General features: G+C 33.9%; 16 protein-coding genes. 2 read left to right on the forward strand and 14 right to left on the reverse strand.

Going from position 1 to position 23,387, the window contains the following annotated elements; translation table 11 throughout:
• Positions 1-5: 5 nt before the first annotated feature.
• Positions 6-344, reverse strand: coding sequence for a hypothetical protein (locus PQ462_RS13145; RefSeq protein ID WP_274250293.1), 339 nt, complete (start codon positions 342-344; stop codon positions 6-8).
• Between the two features lie 213 nt (positions 345-557).
• Between PQ462_RS13145 and PQ462_RS13150 the strand changes: the two genes are divergently transcribed.
• On the forward strand, positions 558-1,478 hold the full coding sequence (locus tag PQ462_RS13150) for a phytanoyl-CoA dioxygenase family protein (RefSeq protein WP_274250294.1): 921 nt from the start codon (positions 558-560) through the stop codon (positions 1,476-1,478).
• Here PQ462_RS13150 and PQ462_RS13155 read toward each other — a convergent pair whose 3' ends face one another.
• From PQ462_RS13155 to PQ462_RS13170, 4 genes are all read right to left on the reverse strand, one after another.
• Positions 1,479-3,752 (reverse strand): ATP-binding protein, encoded by a 2,274-nt coding sequence (locus PQ462_RS13155; RefSeq protein WP_274250295.1) that lies wholly within the window; start codon positions 3,750-3,752, stop codon positions 1,479-1,481.
• Positions 3,752-4,354 carry a biliverdin-producing heme oxygenase gene (locus PQ462_RS13160; protein WP_274250296.1) on the reverse strand — a complete coding sequence of 201 codons (603 nt, stop codon included), beginning with the start codon at positions 4,352-4,354 and terminating at the stop codon, positions 3,752-3,754. Before PQ462_RS13160 ends, PQ462_RS13155 begins: the two co-directional genes overlap by 1 nt.
• Positions 4,355-4,497: 143 nt before the next feature.
• A complete protein-coding gene (locus PQ462_RS13165; RefSeq protein ID WP_274250297.1) occupies positions 4,498-5,136 on the reverse strand; it encodes an NAD(P)H-binding protein in 639 nt (212 codons plus the stop codon).
• 27 nt (positions 5,137-5,163) lie between these two features.
• Positions 5,164-5,931 (reverse strand): methyltransferase domain-containing protein, encoded by a 768-nt coding sequence (locus PQ462_RS13170; RefSeq protein WP_274250298.1) that lies wholly within the window; start codon positions 5,929-5,931, stop codon positions 5,164-5,166.
• A 245-nt stretch (positions 5,932-6,176) separates the two neighbouring features.
• Between PQ462_RS13170 and PQ462_RS13175 the strand changes: the two genes are divergently transcribed.
• Positions 6,177-6,713 carry a contractile injection system tape measure protein gene (locus PQ462_RS13175; RefSeq protein WP_274250299.1) on the forward strand — a complete coding sequence of 179 codons (537 nt, stop codon included), beginning with the start codon at positions 6,177-6,179 and terminating at the stop codon, positions 6,711-6,713.
• Positions 6,714-6,859: 146 nt separating this feature from the next.
• Here the strand turns inward: PQ462_RS13175 and PQ462_RS13180 are convergent, their stop codons facing one another.
• The 9 genes from PQ462_RS13180 to PQ462_RS13220 all read right to left on the reverse strand — a co-directional run bounded on the left by PQ462_RS13180 (position 6,860) and on the right by PQ462_RS13220 (position 23,209).
• Entirely contained in the window at positions 6,860-9,676 is a 2,817-nt protein-coding gene (locus PQ462_RS13180) for a M16 family metallopeptidase (RefSeq protein WP_274250300.1), read from the reverse strand.
• A 147-nt stretch (positions 9,677-9,823) separates the two neighbouring features.
• The gene (locus PQ462_RS13185; protein WP_274250301.1) at positions 9,824-12,418 is read right to left on the reverse strand and encodes an alpha/beta hydrolase family protein; all 2,595 of its coding nucleotides are present in this window, start codon (positions 12,416-12,418) and stop codon (positions 9,824-9,826) included.
• A 21-nt stretch (positions 12,419-12,439) separates the two neighbouring features.
• Positions 12,440-14,419, reverse strand: a complete 1,980-nt coding sequence (locus tag PQ462_RS13190; RefSeq protein ID WP_274250302.1) for a TlpA family protein disulfide reductase — start codon at positions 14,417-14,419, stop codon at positions 12,440-12,442.
• Between the two features lie 11 nt (positions 14,420-14,430).
• Positions 14,431-15,786 carry a RagB/SusD family nutrient uptake outer membrane protein gene (locus PQ462_RS13195; RefSeq protein WP_274250303.1) on the reverse strand — a complete coding sequence of 452 codons (1,356 nt, stop codon included), beginning with the start codon at positions 15,784-15,786 and terminating at the stop codon, positions 14,431-14,433.
• Positions 15,787-15,804: 18 nt separating this feature from the next.
• Positions 15,805-19,374, reverse strand: a complete 3,570-nt coding sequence (locus tag PQ462_RS13200; protein WP_274250304.1) for a SusC/RagA family TonB-linked outer membrane protein — start codon at positions 19,372-19,374, stop codon at positions 15,805-15,807.
• 164 nt (positions 19,375-19,538) lie between these two features.
• Positions 19,539-20,594, reverse strand: coding sequence for a FecR family protein (locus PQ462_RS13205; RefSeq protein WP_274250305.1), 1,056 nt, complete (start codon positions 20,592-20,594; stop codon positions 19,539-19,541).
• Positions 20,595-20,682: 88 nt separating this feature from the next.
• Positions 20,683-21,225 carry an RNA polymerase sigma factor gene (locus PQ462_RS13210; protein ID WP_274250306.1) on the reverse strand — a complete coding sequence of 181 codons (543 nt, stop codon included), beginning with the start codon at positions 21,223-21,225 and terminating at the stop codon, positions 20,683-20,685.
• Between the two features lie 303 nt (positions 21,226-21,528).
• Positions 21,529-22,221, reverse strand: coding sequence for a hypothetical protein (locus tag PQ462_RS13215; RefSeq protein WP_274250307.1), 693 nt, complete (start codon positions 22,219-22,221; stop codon positions 21,529-21,531).
• A gap of 4 nt (positions 22,222-22,225) precedes the next feature.
• The gene (locus PQ462_RS13220) at positions 22,226-23,209 is read right to left on the reverse strand and encodes a hypothetical protein (protein ID WP_274250308.1); all 984 of its coding nucleotides are present in this window, start codon (positions 23,207-23,209) and stop codon (positions 22,226-22,228) included.
• Positions 23,210-23,387: the final 178 nt, after the last annotated feature.

Consider the following 23,387-nt stretch of genomic DNA (forward strand, 5'->3'; position numbering starts at 1 on the left):
AATAATTATGCTAAAGGAGGTCTGAACACGCCGAATAAAGCGGGATTCGAATGTAAATTTGAAGTGTATGGAATAATACGGTATTCTGAAAATCCGGAATTAAAAGGAAAGCAGATTACCGGTTTTTCTACAGGAACAAAGACAAGCTGTAATGAGTGTCCCGAAATATTCTTGAAAGGAAGCTGCATATCGCGGTCAGCATCATTGTCATTTTCATCTTCGCCCCAATAATGCATTTCCAGAAAATCAATAAAACTTAAGTTTCTTTTTTGCTGATGCTCTTGAAAATGCTCAATTAATACCGGCAGTTTATAAAACTGCTGAAAAATGCCAATGTTAGACATTATAATAAAGACAAATATGTAAGCTATTTTTCGTGGCACAACGCAAATTTACTTTATGAAGCAAAATAAACCTAACTTAAATTATTATATTTTGATTAAGATATTGTTTTTTGGGCACTTTCGTATTAAATAGAAAGAACAAAAATCACGTACAATTACTTGGTTTCAAGTCAATTCATTTTTTTAATTTCACTTGAAAAAAATATTCATTCTATGCCTTGGACTATTCTTGAAAAACTATGGAAACGTTCTTTACAGCCAGTAAAAATTACTGCTGCCGAGACTTCTCAAACCTGGGATCTGGAAATTAAAACTTTATATGAGTTAGGGATAAGCATGGAAGATACTCTGCAGTTTTTGTATTTTGAAAAACCTGATTTTGAAACTTTTAAAACATGGATTACCAACAGGCAAAAGAAAACAACCTTAGTTGATGAAGATTATATACAAGATGTTCTTTCTGAAAAGGATCTTCAATTTTGGAATGAAAACGGTTATGTAATCGTAAAAAATGCTGTTTCAAAAAGTGACTGCGAAGCGGCTCAAAAGGCTATTTGGGAATACTTGGAAATGGAACCTGATAATAACGAAACCTGGTATAAGAGACATCCGGATCAAAAAGGTTTAATGCTTAATTTTTCTGATCACGAAACTTTAAATAAAAACCGATTTTCTCCCAAAATAAAAAAAGCGTATGAACAGCTTTACAATTCAAAGAATATTTACAAAACTATTGACAAAGTAAGTTTCAATCCGCCTGAAAATGAAAGTTTTAGTTTTTTAGGAAGTGGACTTCATTGGGATACGAGTTTAAAACAGCCTATTGTTTTTGGACTTCAGGGACTGCTTTATCTTACGGACTGCGGTCCGGATGATGGTGCTTTTCATTGTGTGCCTGGATTTCACAATAAAATAAATGACTGGCTGAATAATCTGGAACCAGATGAAGACCCAAGACAGAAAGCTCTTCAAACACTAAAACCAGAACCTATAATTGGCAATACTGGCGATTTTATAATCTGGGATAGTACTTTACCGCATTGTGCAACACCAAATAAAGGCAAGAACCCCAGAATGGTACAGTATCTTACTTATTTACCCGGCAATTATGATGCTTCGGGAGAATGGATATAATTACAAAAGGGTTTCTTCCGGGTCACACGGAAAATAAATTTTTATTTCGGTCCCTTCTCCTACTTTCCCAACAGCTTCAATATTACCTCCAACGGTCTGCATGATTTTTTTACATAAAGCCAGACCTATTCCAGAACCGGTATATTCATCCTGATTATGAAGTCTGGAAAAAACTTTAAAAATCGTTTCGGCATACTTTTGTTCAAAACCAATTCCGTTGTCCGAAAAACTAACCCAATGGCAGTAAATTTTATTTAAATGCCCAAACAGTTCAGGTTCCTGAGAGGCCGTAATTTTAATAACAGGAGATTTGTCCGGCGATGCATATTTTAGTGAATTTTGAATGATGTTTGAAAACAACTGTCTCATTAAAAAACTTACGGCATAAACCTCCGGAAGGTTTTCGCTTTGTATTACCGCTTTGCTTTCTTTGATGTTTTCTTTCATGTCTGCCGTTGTAGTTTTTAAAATTTGATTTAAATCTACTTTTTGCAGTACATCTCTGGAATTTTTTATTCTGGTAAATTTTAAAATATCATCGAGCAGAATTCTCATTCTGCCTGCTGATTTTGAAACTCTTACTAATGAGCTGTGAATAGATTCCAGAGGAATAACATCAAGTTCAGTAAGCATTTTTGAAGTAATCATCTGAATTTTACGCAGGGGTTCCTGTAAATCGTGTGTACTAATCCAGTTGATGTTTTCAAGTTCTGAATTGGTTTCTTTCAATACCTCACTCTGCGTACGATATTTTTCTTCTTCCTTGCTGAGCATTATCAGCATTAAATGATTGTGAAGCGTATGCGAATAGCGTATTGCCGTGTTTATTTCATATTGTTTCCAGGTATTGCTCTGGTTTTTTATAATCTGTTTCCAAATATTAAATGAATTTCGAGGATGCAGTCCGTTATTATCCTTTACAATCGCTTTTTCCGGATCTCCTCCCCAATTAATTTCAGATATTGTTTCGGGTCTGTACCAAATAATATGGCTGTGACTGTCTAGAGAATGATACAAAATACCTGCAAAATCAGGACAATGTTCTATTTCAGAAAAATAATCGCTCAGCTTATTGGTAACAAAAGTTTTATCCTGTATTTGTTTGGTAATCTGCTCTGTTAAGGTTTTAATATATTCATCAGAAGGTGCTAAAGCACTTTTATAAATTTTATCCTTTGTTGAAACAGATACACCAGAGGCATTGCATAAATTTAAAATTTCCTGAGTATTGACAATCGTTTCTAATGAGTCATCTGAAAGCGGCAGTTCTAAACTTGTTAATTCTTCAAGAGCTAAAGATGCTCTTTGCGCGCTTACATTCTCATCATTCGATTGTCTGATATCAATTTGAGAAGTTATAAACTGTCCCTGAAGTTTTGCAGCCAGTCTAATTTCCGGCGAAATATTCTTTTTAGAATAATGATGACAGGCAATTAACCCCCAAAGTCTGTCGTGATGAATAAGCGAAATGGTAAGTGTTGCGCCAACTCCCATATTTTTTAAATATTCTACGTGAATTGGAGACGTACTTCTTAATATAGAAAGGCTTAAATCGAGGTTTTTATTTTCTTTATTATCATCAATCGTAAATATTGGAACGGGTTTATAATCAATATCTACAATTAATCGAAGCTGATTTTTGATATACAATTCTCTGGCCTGAACCGGAATATCTGTATGCGGATAATGCAGCCCCAAAAATGGTTCAAGATCTTCACGGCAGCTTTCGGCAAATACTTCACCGTTATACTGCTCGTCAAACTTGTAAATCATTACACGGTCATATCCCGTTATTTCTCGTGTTCCTTCTGCAACCAGCGCACACAAATCTTTAAGAGAAGATGTATTATTCATTTGGGTCACAAACTGAATCGTTTGTGTGTAAACATCGGCCAGTTTTTCTCTGTCGGCAAATTTGGGTTCTGCTTCCAGCACATAAATATCATGACTTTTATGTATGCTGACCTGAAATGACTTTCCTAATAAATTAATTTCTAAAGGAAATACATTCTGAATTTTATCTTCATTGATATAATCAAGAATTTGTTCTTGCTGTTTTGAACCAAAAATAGCTGTAAAATTTTTCCCTAAAATATCGGTATGCTGTAAATCGACAAATAAAGAAATATTTGCTGTGCAGAAATCTATTTTCCAATCAGAATTAAGACCTATCAAAAAACCGTGAGGCTGGATACTTCCCGGAATATGTATGGGTTCGTGTTCACAATTGGTTAAGGTAACAAGATCGCGATTGACTATATCTTTAATATTCATTATTTTTTTATGCTCCCGAAATGATTGTAAATACTATCAAAAGCATATACAGCTCCTTCTATAATACTATTTGCGCAATTATTATTTTGTTCATACTCTGCAAGCACGTTTAGGAAATTTTTCCAATAACTGCCTGTTTTATCTCCATAACCTTTAAAATACGATACGCCCTGATCATTAGAAAGCTGTGGGTTGTTTACAATATTTTTTAATATAAATCGTCCGCCTAAGCTCGACCCTTCTATAACATAAAATACGCCAAGAGCAAAAGGCACGCTCATCTCTGTTCTATCAAAAACTTTAAATGAGTCGGTTTTATTGTGGTTAAGAAATAAAAGATCTTCTTCTATTAAATGTTTCTTTTTTCTTTGGTCTAAATCCGGAATAATTTCTGAAAGCAGCGGATAAACAACCTCTTCTGTATTTTTGTGAACATCGTGCATTAAATTAAGATAATGTATATAATCTTCTATTTTCATATCCGGAGATAATATAGAAGCAGAAACAGGAAGGCTTTCTAATTTTTTATGAGAATCTGAAGTTTGAGTTTTTATATCTGTTAAAAAATCTGAAGACAGAAACGCGGCTGTATTTGTAGTCATAGGAGGTAATAATATTGAATTTTTTAGAAAAGTTAAATTGTTTTTTTACTTCTCTCTAAAACAAATTTATAAAAAAACATTTCCAATTATTAAAAAAAGCAAACCCAATTTCTGTCAATTTTTTGTGTTTTAAAGGCCAACTTTTAAAATTCAAAAATTTTATTGAGTTCAACTATCGTAGTTCCAGAGGAAAGGATTTTTGGAGCTTTCACTATTTTCTTTGCCAAAAGTGAAGTTTCAAGCGGCTTAAATTTTTTAAAAAGTCCAATTTTGTTGAGTATTCCTATAACTTTTACGGCTATTTTTTCGCCCAATCGGTCAGAATCTTGTCGTACTAATGGTCCAGGTCTAAAAATAATGTACTGCTCAAAATTAAGAGCAGCAATATAATCTTCGAGTTTTCCTTTCATCTTAGAATAAAAAACACTGCTTTGAGCCGATGCACCATAAGAAGAAACCAAAACAAACGATTTTACCTGATTTTTTTGTGCTTCTGCAGCAAATGCGGCGGGAATATCAAAATCTATTTTCCATTGTTTTTCTTTTGAGCCTGCTGCTTTTAAAGTAGTTCCGAGGCAGGAAAACAAAACATCGCCTGTAATTAAATTTTTAAGATGCCTAACGTTTTCAAAATCGACAATATGTTCTGTTAATTTAAGATGCGTTTTCCCGGAAGGTTTTCTAACAAAAGTTACAACCGAAGTATAATCGTTATCATTAAGAAGCTCTTCTGTTAAAAACTTTCCTGTTGAGCCTGTCGCCCCAATTACTAATGCTTTCATATTGGAATGTGTTTAGAAAATCAGTATTTATGCTTTTGTTCCGTAAAGCAAAAGTCTTTTAAAAGAATAAATCGCCGGAAGTTTTGGAAAACTTTCTGCTATTCTTTCTTTGTATGTTTTTATAAAAAGTTCTTTCTGTCCGCCTTCAAGTTTTTCCATGTATGGAATTAAAGCTGAACCTGAAATGAAATTATATAACGTATCGTGATCGTTTGCAATTATAGGATACACTTTCTGCATGATTTGGATATCTTCGAGTCCGCTGTCAAATAGTATCTGCGCATATTCATCAATACTCAAAACCGGTGAATCTCTTTTAAATCCTTTCAGATACGTTTTAAAAGGTTCTTCGTTAACTAATTCGATTAAAATTTTGTTGAGTTTATTTTCTGGCTGTACTGGCATTTGTACTGCAAACTGGCCTTTTGAATTAAGAAGGTTTATCAATTTAGGAAACAAAACTTCATGATTATTCGACCATTGCAAAGCGGCATTGCTAAAAATTAAATCCCATTTTTCGGCATTTTCAATCATTTCTTCGGTTGATGCTCTGCGAAAATGCAGGTTTTCTGTTTCTAATGCTTTTGATTTTTCCAGCATTTCTGCCGAAGAATCAACACCAATAAAATGGACTTCTTTAAATTTATCTGCTAAAATAGCGGTTTGTTCGCCTGTACCGCATCCTAAATCAATAGCTTTCTTATTTTTGACTGGCTTTATCAAATCAGCCAAATCATAAAATGGTTTATAACGAATGTCTTTAAACGTATTGTATACTTCTGGATTCCAAGGCATTTACTTCTATTTTAATATTAAAAAAACGACTTGCGGCTTTAACCAAATGCAAGTATTTTACTAAAGTACAAATTTCCTGCTTGTTTTGGTATTCATAATTATTAAATCTTCAAGTGTTTTTTGTTTTTTCCTCACATTATTAATTAATTCTAAGTATTTTTTATTTTTAGGTAGAAATACTTGTGATTTATTACGAAAAGATTTATAATTTTATATCGCTGTTAACTAACCAAAAAATCCCCCGAATGGAAGTTTTAAAGATGAAGACTCCAACTAAAAATGATATTGCTGTACGGAATGCTGGAGTGGTAATTATAAATAGTTACATTCCAATGCTTTTTGAAAGACTTGAACTTACAGTCAATAACAAATTCACTAGTTTAGAAAATCAAAAAAAGGCTGTAAAATATTTGCAGTATGTTGTTACCGGACTGCCTAACACAGATGAAGTGTATTTACCGCTGAATAAAATTTTATGCGGTCTTTCTGTAACTGATAAGGTTGCTGATGAAATAGAAATTACAAATCAGGAAAGAGACTTAATTCAAGGCTTGTTACATGCAGTAATCAGTCATTGGCCTGAAATTGGAGACTGCTCTGTAGATGGTTTTCGAGGAAATTGGTTTATTCGCGACGGAATTCTCAGCGAACTGGAAGACAAATGGGAACTTAGAGTAGAAAAAAGAGCTTATGATATTTTACTCAACAGATCTCCTTTTACGTTTTCAGTTATAAATTTTCACTGGATGAATAAACCGTTATATATTAACTGGGCTTATTAAAAAATAAAAGAGCTGTCCGGCAAAACAGCTCTTTCTAGTCTACAAATTTTATAACTAATTCAAATTTAAAAGAAACATAAGTTTTTTTCTTTCCAGAGACTATTAAAATTAAAGTAAAGAATTGCCGTTCTTAGAATAATGAAAGTCTATTTTAAAGCACTTTCGTTTGTTTTGGGCTGCATTACAACTTGTACTTTATCTGCTTTTGGCAATACTTCGCCTGCATATTTTTTAATGTCTTTTACAGAAATGCTTTTAATTAGTTTTTCATATTCGGCACTGCTTACAAACTTGTCTCCTGTTTTTAACTGATCGACAATAATGTTCATCCAGTATGAATTTGCTTTGATATTCTGCTGATTGCTTTTTATTAAATCTTCTTTTATATCTGATAAATCTTTTTCTGAAACATCACTTCTTACGATGGTATCTAATTCATCATACACAATTTGAAGCAGTTTAGCATCTTTTTCGGGATTGCAGTCAAAACTCACACGCAGAGAAAAAACCGAAGATGGATTTTTAGACAATGAACTTTCTGTTTGTACACCGTAGCTTCCGCCCTCGTCTTCTCTGATTTTATCTAAATAACGTTTGTCTAACAACTGTGAAAGCATATACGCCATGATTTGGTTTTTCTCAGAAAAAATGACGTTTCTGTTTTCAAGATGTACATAAATACTTGTTTTAGGAACACTCATTTCTCTTGCCAGTTTTTCTTTGGCAAATCCTTTTCCCATTCCTATTTTATGATCGGTAAATTTTTCCTGAGTTTGATTTCCTGAAATATTCCCTAAATATTTATTAATGGTTTCAAGATCGCTTTCGGCAATGTTTCCAACAAATACAAATGTAAAATCTGAAGCATTAGAAATGCGCTCTTTATAGATTCTCGAAGCATCATCAAACTTCAGCTGATTCAGGTTTTCTTTGCTTAACAAAAAAGTTCTTTTATTATGATTGGTATCTAATAAAGCAATCGTATCGCCAAATATTTTACTGTTGTTTTCGTTTACATTTTCCAGTGCATTGTTGTAATAATCAATAATACGTTTGTAAGCCTGGGTTTCAAACCTTGGATTTTTAAAGTATAAATAAGTGAGTTCTAAAAGCGTTTCCAGGTCTTTTTTTACTGAACTTCCGCTGAAACCTTCGTAATGTTCGCCAATAAACGGACTTACTTTTACGGTTTTTCCAGAAAGCTGTTTTTGAAGATCGGTTACTTTAAAATCTCCCAATCCTGAGTTTTTGGCTAAAACTGCGGCAATCTGCGAAGATGCCAAATCTTTTTCAGGCAGTACAGAAAGTCCGCCCGGACTAAAAGCTGAAAACAAAATTTGATCCTGAGCTAAAGTCGTTGGGTAAATAATGACTTTTGCTCCGTTTGCCAAAACATATCCTTTTGCTGCTGCAATTCCTTTAATTTCAAATTTCTTAGAAACTGGTTTTGCAGTCAGTTTATCAGTTACTAAATCTGTATTTGCAATTGTTTCGGTGTAAGGTTCTAATTTTTGCTCTTTTATTTTTTTAATTGCGGTTGTATAATCAGTTTCAGCTGGATAAGTCACGTTTTCTTTTTCCGGACCAGAAACGGTTAAAATCTGATTTTTCTCTGTTGGAAGCGCACGGAATAGTTTATTAACCTGATTAATATCTAATTTATCCAAAGTCGATTTTACAAATTCAACTTCTTCTTCCAGACTCATTACAGGCGAGGCTTCTAAAAAGTAATTCTGCAATTGCGAAGCCCAGCTTTCATTACTGATTTTATCTTTGTTTTTTAACTGATTTTGATAACCAGTACGCATATTTTCTTTTACACGATCGAGTTCTTCTTTCGTAAAACCATTTTGAATTGCTCTTTCATATTCAGTATAAGCTTGTTGAAAGGCTTCTAACAATCTGCCGTTTTTAGGATTTACGGTTAAGGTAAATAATGAAGACAAACGTGTTAAACTCGAATGGCTTACACCTGCTGATAATAAAGCAGTTTCATTGTTTACAATATATTCTCTAAAACGATTGTTCATGATTTGCAGCGCTAATTGTTCTGCAATGCTGTTTTCAAATTCTGTAAAATCCTGAACAAGCGGTTTGTTCTTTTTGAAATTGAATGTAATTGAGGTTTTCTGTGCTTCTTTGTCAACTGCCAGTTTGTAGAGCAGTTTATCATTATCAGGAATCGATTCATAAGTACGTTCTGCCGGATTTGAAGGCATTGGAATTGATCCCATTATTTTTTTTACCTGCTGTTCTATTTTTGCAGGATCGATATCGCCCACAATCACTACTGCCTGATGATTTGGCAGATACCACTTTTTATAATAATCCCTAAGTTGTTTGTATTTGAAATGATCGATAAGATCCATATCGCCTAAAACGTCTCTTTTTCCATATTTTGAACCGTTGTATAAAACAGGCTCCAGCTGCGATCCTATTCGCAGATCAGCGTTTCTTCTGGTACGCCATTCTTCGTGAATTACGCCTCTTTCGGCATCAATTTCAGCATCTTTTAAAGACAAAAATCCGGACCAGTCGTGTAAAACATACAAACAGGAATCTAATAAAACAGGATTTTTAACCGGCACATTGCTAATATTGTAAACCGTTTCGTCGTGTGCTGTATAGGCATTAATATCACGCCCGAAAGTAACACCATGTTTTGCCAGCATATTAATGATTCCTTTTCCTTTAAAATGTTCAGTTCCGTTAAACGCCATGTGTTCCAGAAAATGCGCCAGTCCGTTTTGATTGTCATCTTCTAAAATAGCACCTACATTCTGCACAAAATAAAAGTCGGCTCTTTCTTTCGGCCATTCATTATGCAGAATAAAATACTGCATTCCGTTATTTAAAGTTCCGTGCACCACATCTTTCCGCAGCGGAATTGTAGTTTTAAACTGCGCTGAAACCTGAGATAAACCCAGTATTAAAAAGTGCGCTAAAAATATCTTTGCTTTCATTTATTTGATATTTAATGTTCTTTTTTGATTGATTTTTATGATTTGTTGTTTTGAAATTACTATAAGAAATTCCTGCTGTTAGTTTGAAGGCTTCCTAAGAAACCTTCAAATAACAGTCTTCGGGTTGTATAAATGTATCGGCTTATATTACATCCAGTCTGGGCGCGCTGCACCTTTTAAGTAATAATCAAAATACTGCTGCATTTTGATTGTCCAGTCTTTTTTGTTTTCGGCACCATCCAGACTATGACCTTCTTTTTTATAATTCACAAGCCATCCTTGTTTTCCTAAACGGCGAAGTGCAAAAAATAAAGACTGTCCTTCCTGATACGGCACTGCACGATCATTGTCATTATGAAAAATAAGAATTGGCGTTTTGATATTTTTGGCTGAGAAAATTGGCGAGTTTTTGATATAACCGTCTAAATTATCATATAAAGAACTTCCCATTCTGTATTGATCGGCTTCGTATTTAAACATAGTCGATATACCGTTTGATCGCATTACGGGATAGTTTGCCGTAAAATTACTAACTCCCGAACCTACAATTGCACAGCTGAAAATGTCTGTTTTGGTTGTTAAAAATGACGTTTCGTAACCGCCAAAACTATGTCCCTGAATTCCAATTTTTCCTTTTTCTGTAATGCCTTTTGATATTAAATATTCTACACCGCTTACCACATCATTATAAACGCTGTTTCCAACATCTCCGTATGTGTAATGTACATCTGGCTGAAAAACAATATATCCCTGGCTTACAAATAAAGGAATATTAATGTTGGAGCTGCTTAATTCCGGCATTTGATACTGGTTTAAATCGGCAGTATGTTTTTCGTAAAAATGAACAATTACAGGATATGTTTTTTTGCTGTCGTAATTATCCGGCAGATAAAGGTTTCCTTGATTTTCTTTTCCGCTGAAACTTTTCCAGGTCACTAATTTTGAAGTTCCCCAGGCATATTCTTTTTGCTGCGGATTGATGTCTGTAATTTTTTGCTGTGAACCAAAAGCAACAGTTCCCCACCATAAATCAGGGAAAATGGTATAACTTTCTTTAGAAAACAAAACACTAGAATCATCTGCTGAAACGGCTTCGATTCTAACATTATAATCAGGATTTGCAAATACTTTGGTTATTATATTTCCTGCTAGTTTGTAAATACCTTTAGATTTATGCTGGGTGTCAAATCCAGCTAGAGTTACGGTTTTCCTGTTTTCAAAATCGCCTATAAAACCTTCTTCGCCGTAACGAAGTGCAATTTTGTTTTTTCTTCCGTATTCTTTTGTCAAAGTGTACGGTGCTTTTTGATTTAAAAGATCAATTGCCCACATATCAAATTCATCGTAAATTACGACTGTGTTTCCGTTGTTTAACCATCCGGCAATTCCGTAAGCGGTATTGGCTGATTTCATATCGACATTGTCATCTGAAACCGGAAAAGGAATTTGTGCGCTTATGTTCTTAAACTGCATTGAAGAGCTGTCAAAAACAGTCCACACTTTTTGCTTTTCATCATACATAACCGCAAAAGTTCCCTGAGGATTCAAGCTTATGCCGCCAAAAACGCCTGTTAGTATTTTTGTAGATTTTCCTGTTGCAACATCGATCCAGTAAATATCGCTGCGCTCGTTAAATGTCCAGTCAACTTCTACTGCGTATGGTTTTTTATCGATTGCAAAAACGCCTTTAAAATTACCTGATTCCGGTATAATTACCTGATCAAATTCTCCTGTTGCAGCCAGTTTAATGACTTTTTTGTTTTTAATATCATAAATGTATTTTTGTTCGCTTGGCTGCGTTTTTGAATTGCGAAGCATTTCTTGTCTGCGTTCCATAGCGCCTTGTGCCGTTTTCCATATTTCGGCATTTGATTTCGGCATTTGATTGTTTTCAGGACGCTTGTTAGAGAAAAGCTGCAGCTGAATGTAATTGCCATTTTCGTTTAAACTATACGCCGTTTTTGATATTGAATATGACGGATCGTTTAAAACTATATCATCATAATTGAACAATGGTGTTACTGAATTGGTCTTTAAATTGAAATAATACACCATATTAAAATCAGCATTGTTGTTGGTTTTAAGTGTAAAAGTACCGCCGTCTTCTTTGTTGTTTAACTGAAAATCGCCAAAATCTGAAGCTTTTGTGGTGTAAATTGTCTGCTGTTTTCCTCCCGGAATTCCTTGTTTTAAAAATACTTTGTCTTTTTCAATCTGCACATATACAATGGATTTGTTCTTTAAAAAACGTGACGATTTTATGTTGTTTACAAAAATGCTGTCATTGCTTTCTAAATTGTAACAAACCAAACGCTGCAGGAAAAATTCTCCTTTTGCAGATTCTGGTCGTGTATAATAAAGAAAATCTGTTCCTTCTAGAGCATTTGTATAATGTTTGCTTTTCCAGAGTTTTTTTACACCTGTTTTTAGATTTTGTAAAACAGTGCTGTCGTTTACGCTGTACTGAATCCAGTCTTTTTTTCCAATAAACTTTAAATCGCTGGTATTATTTAAAACCAAACGTTTGCCTTTTGGAGCTTCCTGAATGATAATCTGTTTTTGATTTTCTTTTTCTTCATCCTGAAATACGGTGCTGTACGACAACCATTTACCATTATATGACAATGATTTACTGTTGATTCTTTTCCATGTTTGGTAAGCCGATTCGTCAACCGCTTTTTTCTGTGCCGATAAACTATGTACACTCAAAGCGAGTGTACATAGTAAAAATACTTTTTTCATATATTTCTGATTTTCAAAAAACTATTCGTTTTTTAAAGCATTAATAACGTTTGTAAGTTCGTCTACAAGCTGTCCTGGATTTCCTGAATATCCTTCTGATGTAAAACGAATCTGTCCATTCTTGATTACTACTTTTCTAGGAATGCCGCTTGATTTAAAAATCGCCGCATAGTTTGAAAATGAAGCATTGTTTGTGCCGCCGCCTTTTTTTACTAAATCAAAATAAGTGTCAAGCTTTAGACCTTTTTCTTTTAAATAAGCCGCAGCTTCTTTTTTATAGCCTTCTTTTGTTTCCTGTGTGCTTATGAAATAAATCTCAACTTGTTTGTCTTCTTTAAAGTTGTTTACCAATTGCTGCATAGCCGGAAATGCTTTTTTACAAGGTCCGCACCAGGTTGCCCAAAAATCGATTACGATGATTTTACCGCTGCTTAAAGCTAAATCTTTTGTTTTTCCGTCTGCGCTTTGAACTTTAATTGCCGGAGCCGGAACTGGATTCATTAAAGCAATTTTTTCTTCAGAATTGTTTTCTTTTTTCAACTGCTCTAAATAAGCCGGAAAATCAGCTTCTTTTTTTCCTTCTTTTACAAAGGCTTCTTTTAGTTTCGCTGTTAAGCTTTCTGATAAAGTGTTGGCTCTTGCAGCATTTTTCAGTACTTCGGTTGTTGGTTTGTTTAAAGCCTCTAAAGCTCTAACATGAATGTCGTTGATGCTGGCTTTTTCGTAACGTTTTTGGAATGGCAGTAATTCAAAAGTTTCTAAAACTTCTTTGTATTTTTTCAGCATATCGTACATACGAATCTGAATCACCAATTCGTTATTCAACTGTGTTTTTGCATTTTCTGTCGCCTGATTTGGTGACCAGTAAATGCCCTGCATGTATGATAAATCATTTACTTTTTCCTGCATCAGCTTAATCATTGGCACTGCCATTGTTTCGATAACTGCAGGATCTACTACTTTTAGATATAATGCTTTCGAAATATTTTGATGATAAGCATCGTTTAAATTAGCAAAATTCATGGTTGGAATTAAGGCCAAAATACTTTTATAGTCTTTATTGTCAAAGTAATATCCAAACTGCATTTTTACAATGTTGTCATAGAAATATTTTTGCGAATCCGGTACATCCGTCGTGTATGGAAAATCAACTAAAAACTGAGTGATCACTTTGTTTCTCTCTGCAGCATCTGCAATAGGCATAATTTTTTGATAAGCTTTGAATCTTAAAAAAGCGCCTTTTGGAAATTGTTTTACAATTACATTTTCAATAGAATCTGCTTTTGCTTTATCTTTTAATTCATAAGCATAAATGTTATGTACTTTCAGATATACTTCTTCCGGCATTCCTTTCATTTTTTTGGTGAAATCTCCCAAAAAACGGCTTCCTAATTCCTGAAATTTTTCAGGCTTTTGTACTTTCAAAACTTTAAAATAGGTATCAAAAAATTCAGGAAATCTGTTTCCATTATCGGCTACTTCTTTCTTTAACCAATATTCTGCAGCATCTCCGTTGATAGTAAATTCTTTAAAATAACCGCCAAACTGACCATTAAAATCTTTGTTTCTAAAAGTTGCCCAGGCTAAGTCTGCGCCGGGCATTTTTACTTTAGGTTCTTTAAAAGCTACTAAAAGATATCCGGTGTCTTGTCCTGTATCAGTAACCAGACCATTATCGGTATTGCCATAGAATTTGAAAGCCATGAAGGCACAGTTTTTTGGAACCGTAAATTCGACATTCCAAACAGCGCCGTTTTTCTTCATTTTCAGGTCTTCAATTTCCCATCTGTAATCATTAAAAACGTAGGCATAACCATTGATATCTTTAATGTTTTCCAGCGGTCCGCCTTTAGCATCATAGGTCATCTTTAAAACTGCGCCCGGAATGGGCACATCTGCCATTCCGGTTAATCTCAGCTTTGTTTCCTGACTTGTAACTTGTAAGGTAAAGGCACAAAAAACCAATACCAGTAATTTGATATTTATTATTTTTTTTAGCATTGCTGTGTTTTTTATTTCCCTAATTCAGGGTTTAAATCGATATAATTTTGATTGATTGGGAATACATACCCAGCGCTGTTTGGTGCCAGTGTATAGGTTTGTCCTTTAAAAACTCTGGTATATGTTTTTTGGTAAGCAGGATCAAGATTTAATCTTTTTTGATCGAACCAGCGGAATCCTTTTCCTATGAATTCTTTTTGTCTTTCAACCAAAACTAAATCTAATGCTTCTTTGCTTGTTGAAGCCGAAACCTGATATGCCTGTCCTGATTTATATCTTTTGGCTCTTACGATATTTAAATTGTCTATCGCTTTTTGTGTTTGTCCTAATCTGGCATAACATTCGGCAGCAATTAAATACATTTCAGGAACTGATACTCCAACGTTAATTCCCGTTGTCTGGCTGTATCTTGGTATTCCAAAACCTCTTCCGGTATACGTTGGAAAGAAATTTGTTCCGGCCATTGTGTAAAAGTTGTAACGCAGATCATTGGTTTCGAAACTGTTTAATAAATCGTTTGACAAAGGAATGCCAACATAACCGTTTAGTAATGTTTTTGAGAATATAACTTCGGGATTTTGAATTAAAACCGGATAGCTGAATCCTGTCGCTAAACTGTTTAGGTCAATTAAACCGTTTTGCATTGCAAGGGCTTTTTCTGCATTGTCTAAACTTAACTGATATGATCCCATATATAAATAGGTTCTTGCTAAAAGCGCATAAACAGCTCTTTTTGAAGGCAGTACATTAAACTGTGGTGAATCCTGAATATCATTTGCCAATGCATCTTTTAAATCAGAAATAATCTGGTCGTATACCTGCCCTACTGTGCTTCTTTCCAGAGAAGAAAACAATTCTGGCTTTAATAATAACGGAACTGCTTTTTCTGAATTGGCAGAAGCCGGATCAAACTGCGGACCATAAGTATTTACCAATTGCAGATAAGCAAAAGCTCTGTGTACAAAGGCTTCGGCATAAATTTCTTTTTTTTCTGCATCTGTTCCTTTTTCGCTTCCCATAACTCCGTTAAGAATTACGTTGCTGTAATATACTGCTTTGTATAAACCAATCCAGTCTGCATCGCCTTGTGAAGGATCGTATATTCTATCCTGCCATGTATAACTATTACCCCAGATTGTGGAAACACCGTTTTGGTATGTGGTTGGAAATTCGGCGTCTGCATTAGAAAGAAGATAAATTCCTCCTGAGGAAGTCATATCGTTATAATTGTTTGCCAAACCTCTGTAATCAGAAGTATATTTTAAGATTCTGTTGTTTCCCACTGGTTCTACTTCAACATAATCTCTACAAGAGTTTAATAAAAGTACCGGCAGGAAAATATATAGTGTGAATTTTAGAAATTTCATAAAATCTGTTTTTTAAAATTAAAAACTACAATTAAACTGTAAAGTATAATTACGCTGCGGCGGCAATGTATTATAGTTATTATTTGATAAGTACTGCGGATCGATGCCTAAATCATTCTTAACCCACAATAATCCTAAATTTCTCGCTGCCAAATTGAAACTCAATGACTTTATAAAAGTTTTTTCTAACCATTGGCTTGGCACATTATAGCTTAATGAAACCTGCTGTAATCTTACGTTATCTGCCGGTAGTACGTTGATGTCTGCATTTTGATAACGATTCAAACTATTATAACTAATGTTAGCTAAACCAGGAACATTTGTAGTTGCTTCGTCTCCGGCTTGTCTCCATCGGTCTGCAATAAGTTCGTCTTTGGCAACAGCACCATATTGTACTCCTGTATAAGAAGGATAATTCTGTAATACTGTGTTTCTAAATACGTGACCTGCATAATAGGTAATCTGTACTCCAAGTCTGAAATTTTTATATGAGAAGTCGTTCATAAAACCTCCAAAATATGGAGCAAACGTAGTCCCCATGTATTTTAAATCATCTTTATCGATTGTTGAAATTCCCTGATTTGCATTGACAACTGTACCGTCTTTTTTATAAACTGTAGACTGACCATTTGCATCTAATCCTGCCCAATTGTAGGCATACAGATATCCAATAGGTTTACCTAATGTAGTTACACCAGATAAGTATTGATTTGTAGTTGTGGCTGTAAAACGAGAATCTGTAACTTCATTTGTATTGTATGAAATATTAAAACTGCTGTTCCATTTAAAAGCGGCATTTATAATAGTTCCGGCAATATTTAAATCTACTCCGTGCCCTTCAAGTGTTCCGGTATTATAGTTTAAATAGCCCCAGCCTGTTGTTGGGTTAAAAGGCAGATTGGTTAAAATATCTTTTGATTTTTTATAGTACAAATCGGCACCTCCGCGTAAGCGATTATTAAAAACAGCATAATCTAAACCAAAGTTTAAGGTTGATGTTGTTTCCCATTTGATCTCAGGATTTTCGGGAACCGATATATAAGCTGTTGGCAATTGGGTATTAAAATCTACTGAACCTACGCCAATAACTGCACTCTGGCTGCCGAAACCGCCTCCCGGTGCACTTCCTGCTTTTCCATAAGTAATTCTGAATGCTAAGTCGTTTAGCCAAGTTACATTTCTAAGGAAAAATTCTTTATTAACATCCCATTTTGTACCAACAGACCATAATGGAAGCGCTCTGTTTTTTCTTGAAGCTCCTAATAAGTTATAATCGTCAAAACGAATACTTGAAGATAAATGGTATCTGTTTTTAAAATCATAAGAACCTAGTCCATAATATGATAAATAACGGTCTCTGTATTTGCTGATGCTGTTATCTGAAGTTCCAATGATATTCTGCCATCCATAAATTGTAGTATAATAAACGGTTGGGTTTACTGACTGGCCAGAATTAGTATCCAGATTGTATCCGTAAAATCTCTGGCTTGAACCTTCTCTGCGTTCTTCTCTAATTTCTGAACCGGCTAAAAAGTGCAGGCTGTTATTGTCATTGAAATTTTTATTGATATTCATCTGAATACGCATGCTTTGCGAATCATTTCCTGATGTGGTATTGTATAAATACGAACCCACCGGAATACCGTACACTAATTTTCCTGCTGTATTTACAGATGTGGCTTCGTTAATCATGTTTCTTGCAAAATAACTGTCGAGTTCACTTAACGATTTGATTTTGTTTGCAATTGAAGTATACATTCCAGATGCTTCAAAATTTAACCAGTTGGTAACAGTTGCGGTTAAACTGGCATTTAATCGAATGTTGGCGCCTTTTGTTACTACATTAGAGTAGTTTAATTCATCTAAATAATTGTAAGACCAAGGCAGATATCCTTTTGCTTCAAATCCTTTTGCGACTTCTGGTCTGAAAATAATATAACGATCAAGACCATTTCCGTTTTCGTCAGCAATCATATCATACGGACGAAGTGCAAAACTGGATACATTTGATAATGCTTCGTTTGCAGTATTGTTAACCTGATAATTTGTAGAAACGTAATTAAATCCTGTGTTTAATTTTAAAAAGCTTTTTAGCTGAAAAGAGTTGTTAAGCGTGATATTATAAGACTGAGATTCATTTCCTCTCATTGCTGCCTGATCTTTATTATAGCCTAAAGACAAATAATAAGTGCTTTTCTCGTTTCCGCCGCTTACCGATAAATCGTATTGTGTTGTAATTGAATTTCTTAACAAATATTTATTGATTTGCCCCAGATTGTCATTTTGAGATAATTGGTTTAATAACTGATCTCTTTCGGTAAGTGAAATTTCGCCTCTTTTTTGTCTGAACATGATTTCCTGAGCAGCACTAGGATTTTTAGCCTGCCAGTTGCTGATATCGTCTGAAACAAATCCGCCTGCAACTAAATCTTTTTCGTAATCAACATATTGAGCTGTATTCATTACGCGCAGTTTTCCTAAATCCATTTTTTCACCAATTGTAGTCGTGGTGGTAAAACTGATTGTTGGTTCTGCTTTTTTACCTTTTTTAGTAGTTACTACAATTACTCCGTTAGCGGCGCGTGAACCCCAGATCGAACTTGCAGCGGCATCTTTTAAAACAGTAATACTTTCTATATCATCCGGATTAAGATAACTTAAAATAGAAGAACCCGAAACGCCTCTTTTACTAAAGTAAAAATCATTTATAGGCTGCGGAAAACCATCAATAACTACAAGAGGCGATCCTACTCCGCTATAGCTGTTTGTTCCTCTAATAGTGATTGAACCTGTTCTTGGATCTACATTTACACCTGCCATTTTTCCTTCAAGTCTTGACTGAATGTCTACTGTTGGAACTTCGGCCAGTTCTTTGGCTCCAATAACTTCAAAAGCTCCGGTTACTCTTTCTTTTGGAATATCAGTATATCCGTTTGAAGCTACTACTGCCACACCTGTAAGTTCCATAACATCTGGTGTCAGGATAACGTTGATTACTCTTTTGTTATTAATCCTTACCGTTTTTGATTTATATCCTAAATAATCAAAACGTAATGAATCTGAAGCTGTTGCTCTTATTCTAAATTCGCCTTTTTCGCGTGTTATGTCCCAATTGCTTTTATTACTAACGAGAATTACGTTAACGCCAATTAAAGGATTTCCGCTTTTATCGGTTACAGTACCGGTAATATCATATTCCTGCTGTTGAACGGGCTGTATTTTTTTACTTTTTTTAATTACAATTTGTTTGTCAATAATAGTATAGGTTAATCCTGTATTTGACAAAGCTGTATCTAAAATTTCCGTAACAGTGGCATATTGGTTTAAACTTACTTTTTTTGCAGAAGACAATAAATCGTCGTTATAAAAAAATACGTAATCGCTTTTCTGCTGGATGGTTGTAAAAAGAGTTTGCAAAGAAGCTCCCTGAACCTTTACTGAGATTTCATTTTGTGCTTTGGCACTATTAGCGTAGATACTGGTTAATCCTAAATACAGAACTAAAATGAATACTCTCATAATTAAAATAAAAGTAAGGTTGATGATTTTTTTAGGCAATAGCAGGCCTATATCATGATTTTTATTCATAATTTTGTTTTAGTTATTTGAATAATTGCAGACGCAATTAAAATTTCACATAAGCCAAGAGATGTTCCCGCATCTTTTGGTTTTTTTTTTGGTCTGGTTAGATTACTTTATTTTTAAATTTTGTTTTTATATCATAGGCATTCTTAATTTTTAGTCATTCATACTTAGTTAATAGTTATTTTTCTAGTTTCTGCATCGTAAACGAATTCGAATCCTGTAGTGGCTTCTAATGTTTTTACCACTTTATCTAAATCATCATTAAGTTTAAAAGCTCCTGAATATGTTTCGCCGGAACTCACTTTTTTGTTCATTACAAAATCAACATTGTAATAGCGTGTTAATTTGTCTAAAACCAATGGAAGTTTTTCCTGAGAGAATTCGTAATATCCTTTTCTCCATGAAAACAAAGGCTCGACATTTTGTGCAGTGGTTTTTATTGTTTCTCGTTTTTTATCTAAAGAAGCAATTGTTCCCGGTTTTAAAATTGTCTGAAGCGTATCTGAACTAAAAAGACCTTTTTTAGCATAAGAAACCTGTACTTTTCCTCTTAAAAGTGCTGTCGAAACTTTAGCATCTTTTGCATAACAGCTTACATTAAATAAGGTTCCTAATACACGCACGCTGTAATTATTCGCTGCTTTTACATAAAAAGGTTTTGAGGCATTATGTGCTACATCAAAAATTCCTTCTCCTTCTAAAAACACTTCTCTTGATGAACCGTCGAAAGTGGTAGGATAAATTAGTTTTGATCCTGAATTGAGCCAAACCTGAGTTCCGTCGGCAAGGCTGAGCTGTGCTCTTTTTCCATACGGTACTAAAACGGTATTGTATTGCGGTTCAAGAGAATTTATCTGTTTAATCTGTTTGTTGTTAACGCTGATTTTATTTCCTGAGGCATCATAAGCTATTGTTGTGCTGTCGCTTACATTAACAGCTTCTTTATCTGATAAAACCAGCTGCACCTGATTGCTTTTTTCAAAAGAAGAACCGCTTGTTTTATTGCTGTTGGCAAACTGTTCAATTGGGCTTATTTCTTTTTGTTGTTGTTTTAATACAATGGTTATTCCTAATCCTAAGCAAAGTACAGCTGCAGCACTCCAAGAAATTGTGCGAAGCCTTTTTCTTCTGGCACGTTGTTTCTCTAATGCAATGCTTTCGGCAATTCTTGCTTTTAGATCAATTTTATTTTTCTCTGGTAAAATTTTGAAATTTGGGTACAAAATATTTTTCTTTTAGAATCTCTATATTGCTATAAGAACTAAAAGGCAAAAACATAGACAAAAAAAATAATGTTTTTTTAAAGTTTTTTTAAAGCTTAGCTCGCAATTCTTTTAAAGACCTGTAAATCAATGTTCTGCATGATTCCAGACTAATTTCTAAAGTAGAAGAAATTTCCTCATAAGAGAGATCTTCGCTAAAACGAAGATGAAGTGCATTACGCTGTTTTGGGGTAAGCGAAGATAAGGCCAGAGCTAAACTGGCATTTTTATTTAAAGTAGTTTCACTAAAGATAAGTTCATCTTCGGCGGAATCGGTTTTATAAGAACCTTCAGAAACAATATCGAGGTGTACGATTTTGGTCTGCGATTTTAATTTCTTAAAAATATCATTTCGAAGTGATGTGAAAAGATAGGATTTTACAACAACATCTGAGGCAATGGTATTGCGGTAACGGTGAAGGTCTACAAAAATATCATGTATGGCATCCTGCACTAAAGTTTGGTCATTAGTGTACTGCATTCCAAACGTAAAAAGCACATTTATATACCGATCATATAATTCATGATAAGCGTGAACATCTCCTTTTTTTATTTGACTCCATAAATCAATATCTCTCTTTTCACCCTTCATTGAAGATTCTTCCGCTTTATGACTTGTTTTATATACAAATCTAAAGAATTTCAAAAATTTTCAATTAATTTTTCATAATTATTTCAAACAATGTAAAAAATTATCAAAACTCAAAAAAAGGATTACAGTTTTCATTTTTTTGATAATTATTGTTCAGAATAATTTTCTTTTATTTATTGGAATAACAACAAAACTTACAAATTTTTTTACTGAAATTTTCCTTGCTTTTTTTATCGTATAATCTTTATACTACAAAGAAAATTTCATAAACGTCATTCGTATTAATTTTGGATAAAAAAAACATTAATCCTGTGTAAAAGTTTTTAATGTTCCGTCGTCGTTAAACTGTATTGAATATCTTTCGCGGCTGCCGCTGATTGAGGTTGGATACCATCTTATTTTATTGTCCCATATTGAAATGTAAATGTTTGCTGCCGGACTTGCTCCTTCAACTTCTTCTGCTTTTTTATTGTAGATTTCGAATACTTTGGCAGCATTTGTAAAACTGATTGTATTAAGGGACACTAATCGTTTTTGCACATCATCGCGTATTGATAATTGAACCGGTTTAGGATCTGACCAGACACCATTTCTATATTCGTATGTATCGACATATTTTTTATTCTCCGGATGCTGGAGCATAATATTTATTCTTCCATCATTGTAGAAATACAAGGTCGAATAAACAAAGATTTCTTTTCCTGCATATTGAGGCAGTTTTTTTAAAGCTTGTTCGGCTTTGTTTAATTCCTTTTTGTCTTTTAATAAAACTGTAGTTTTGGTTTCTAATTGTTTTACAGCTGCGTTGTGTTTATCGACAGCTTCGTTTATTATTTTCTGGACATCGATTTCCTTAGCTTCGGTTTTCGTATCAGAATTTGTTTCTTTACTTACCAGTGAATCGCTGGGGCTGAATGTTTCGTTTATGCTTTTAGTGATTTGTTCGCATCCTAAAAAAAGAGGAAAACAAATTATAATGATGATTGATTTTCTCATTCTATTACATTTTTTTAAAATCGTCTGCAAGGGCAATCAGATTTGGATTTTCTGCTAAATAAAAAATTTCTACTTGTTCTTTCTTGGTGATATCCAGTTCTAGAAGTCCTACTATTTTTTTAAGGCTCTTTCGATGAACATGATGTTTGTTGTCTGTATATTCGAGTTCAAAACGCATCATAGGCTGTTCGTTTATATAAGTCCCGGTTTGACTTACATTAATTAATTTTGCCCAGGTTTTTATTCCTTTAAATTTAATTAAAACAGAATCACCGTTTGCGCCTGTGAATTTGTTGAGGATAAATCTCAATAAATATCTGTAGAAAATCAGGACTAAAGGACATATAATTAAAGGATGCCCAAAACTCATAAATCTCCAGCCCATTCCGTTGCTTTCGTCCTGATAGGAATAAAAATAATAACCGCTAACCAGAGCCAGAACCAAAAGCCAGCCCAAAACTCTTAAAGCTAAACCTATAGGATTTATTGCTCCTTCTGAATTTGCAATAACAAAAACCGGAAGTTTTTTAGGTTCTCGGTTTAATATTAGGTTTAGTTTTTTTCCTGCTTCGAAACGTCGTTCGTGCGGTTTTGTATCGCTGATTTCTGTTCTATGAGTAATCTCGGTATCTGCTAAATTTTTAAACAGTAATTCGAGTTCATACGTATTGTATTTTGCATTATTTCCTGATATTTTAACTGCTTTTAGAATTTTGGCTTCACGAATTACACCGTTTCTTTTAATGTTTTCCAGATTTTGTTTCGTTATAAAATTCGACAATATCCATTTTTGGAAAAAACCGATTATAACAATCAGCCAAAGAATTAATGATACAGCAACAAGGCTTAATGCCAGCCACGGATCTTTGTCTTTTAATGTTGTGATATCGAATTCGCTGCTTACAGCATAATATATAATCATTGGAAATGGAATTGCAAAAAAGAGCATATAGAGCATCCAAAATCCGGACAAAAGATATTTTTTCATTCCTTAGTATTTGGGGTTATATTGTAAAAACGTTTTTATACCTGCCTGAGTATGCTTGTAAGATTTTTTTCGATACTCATCTAATCAAATTTACATAAAATATGATTCATTTGTGTATTAAATAAAAAAACCGACAGTATAAACTGCCGGTTTTTTAATTAAAACTAAAAATTTAAAA

The sequence above is a fragment of the Flavobacterium sp. KACC 22758 genome (assembly GCF_028736135.1).
GTDB lineage: Bacteria > Bacteroidota > Bacteroidia > Flavobacteriales > Flavobacteriaceae > Flavobacterium > Flavobacterium johnsoniae.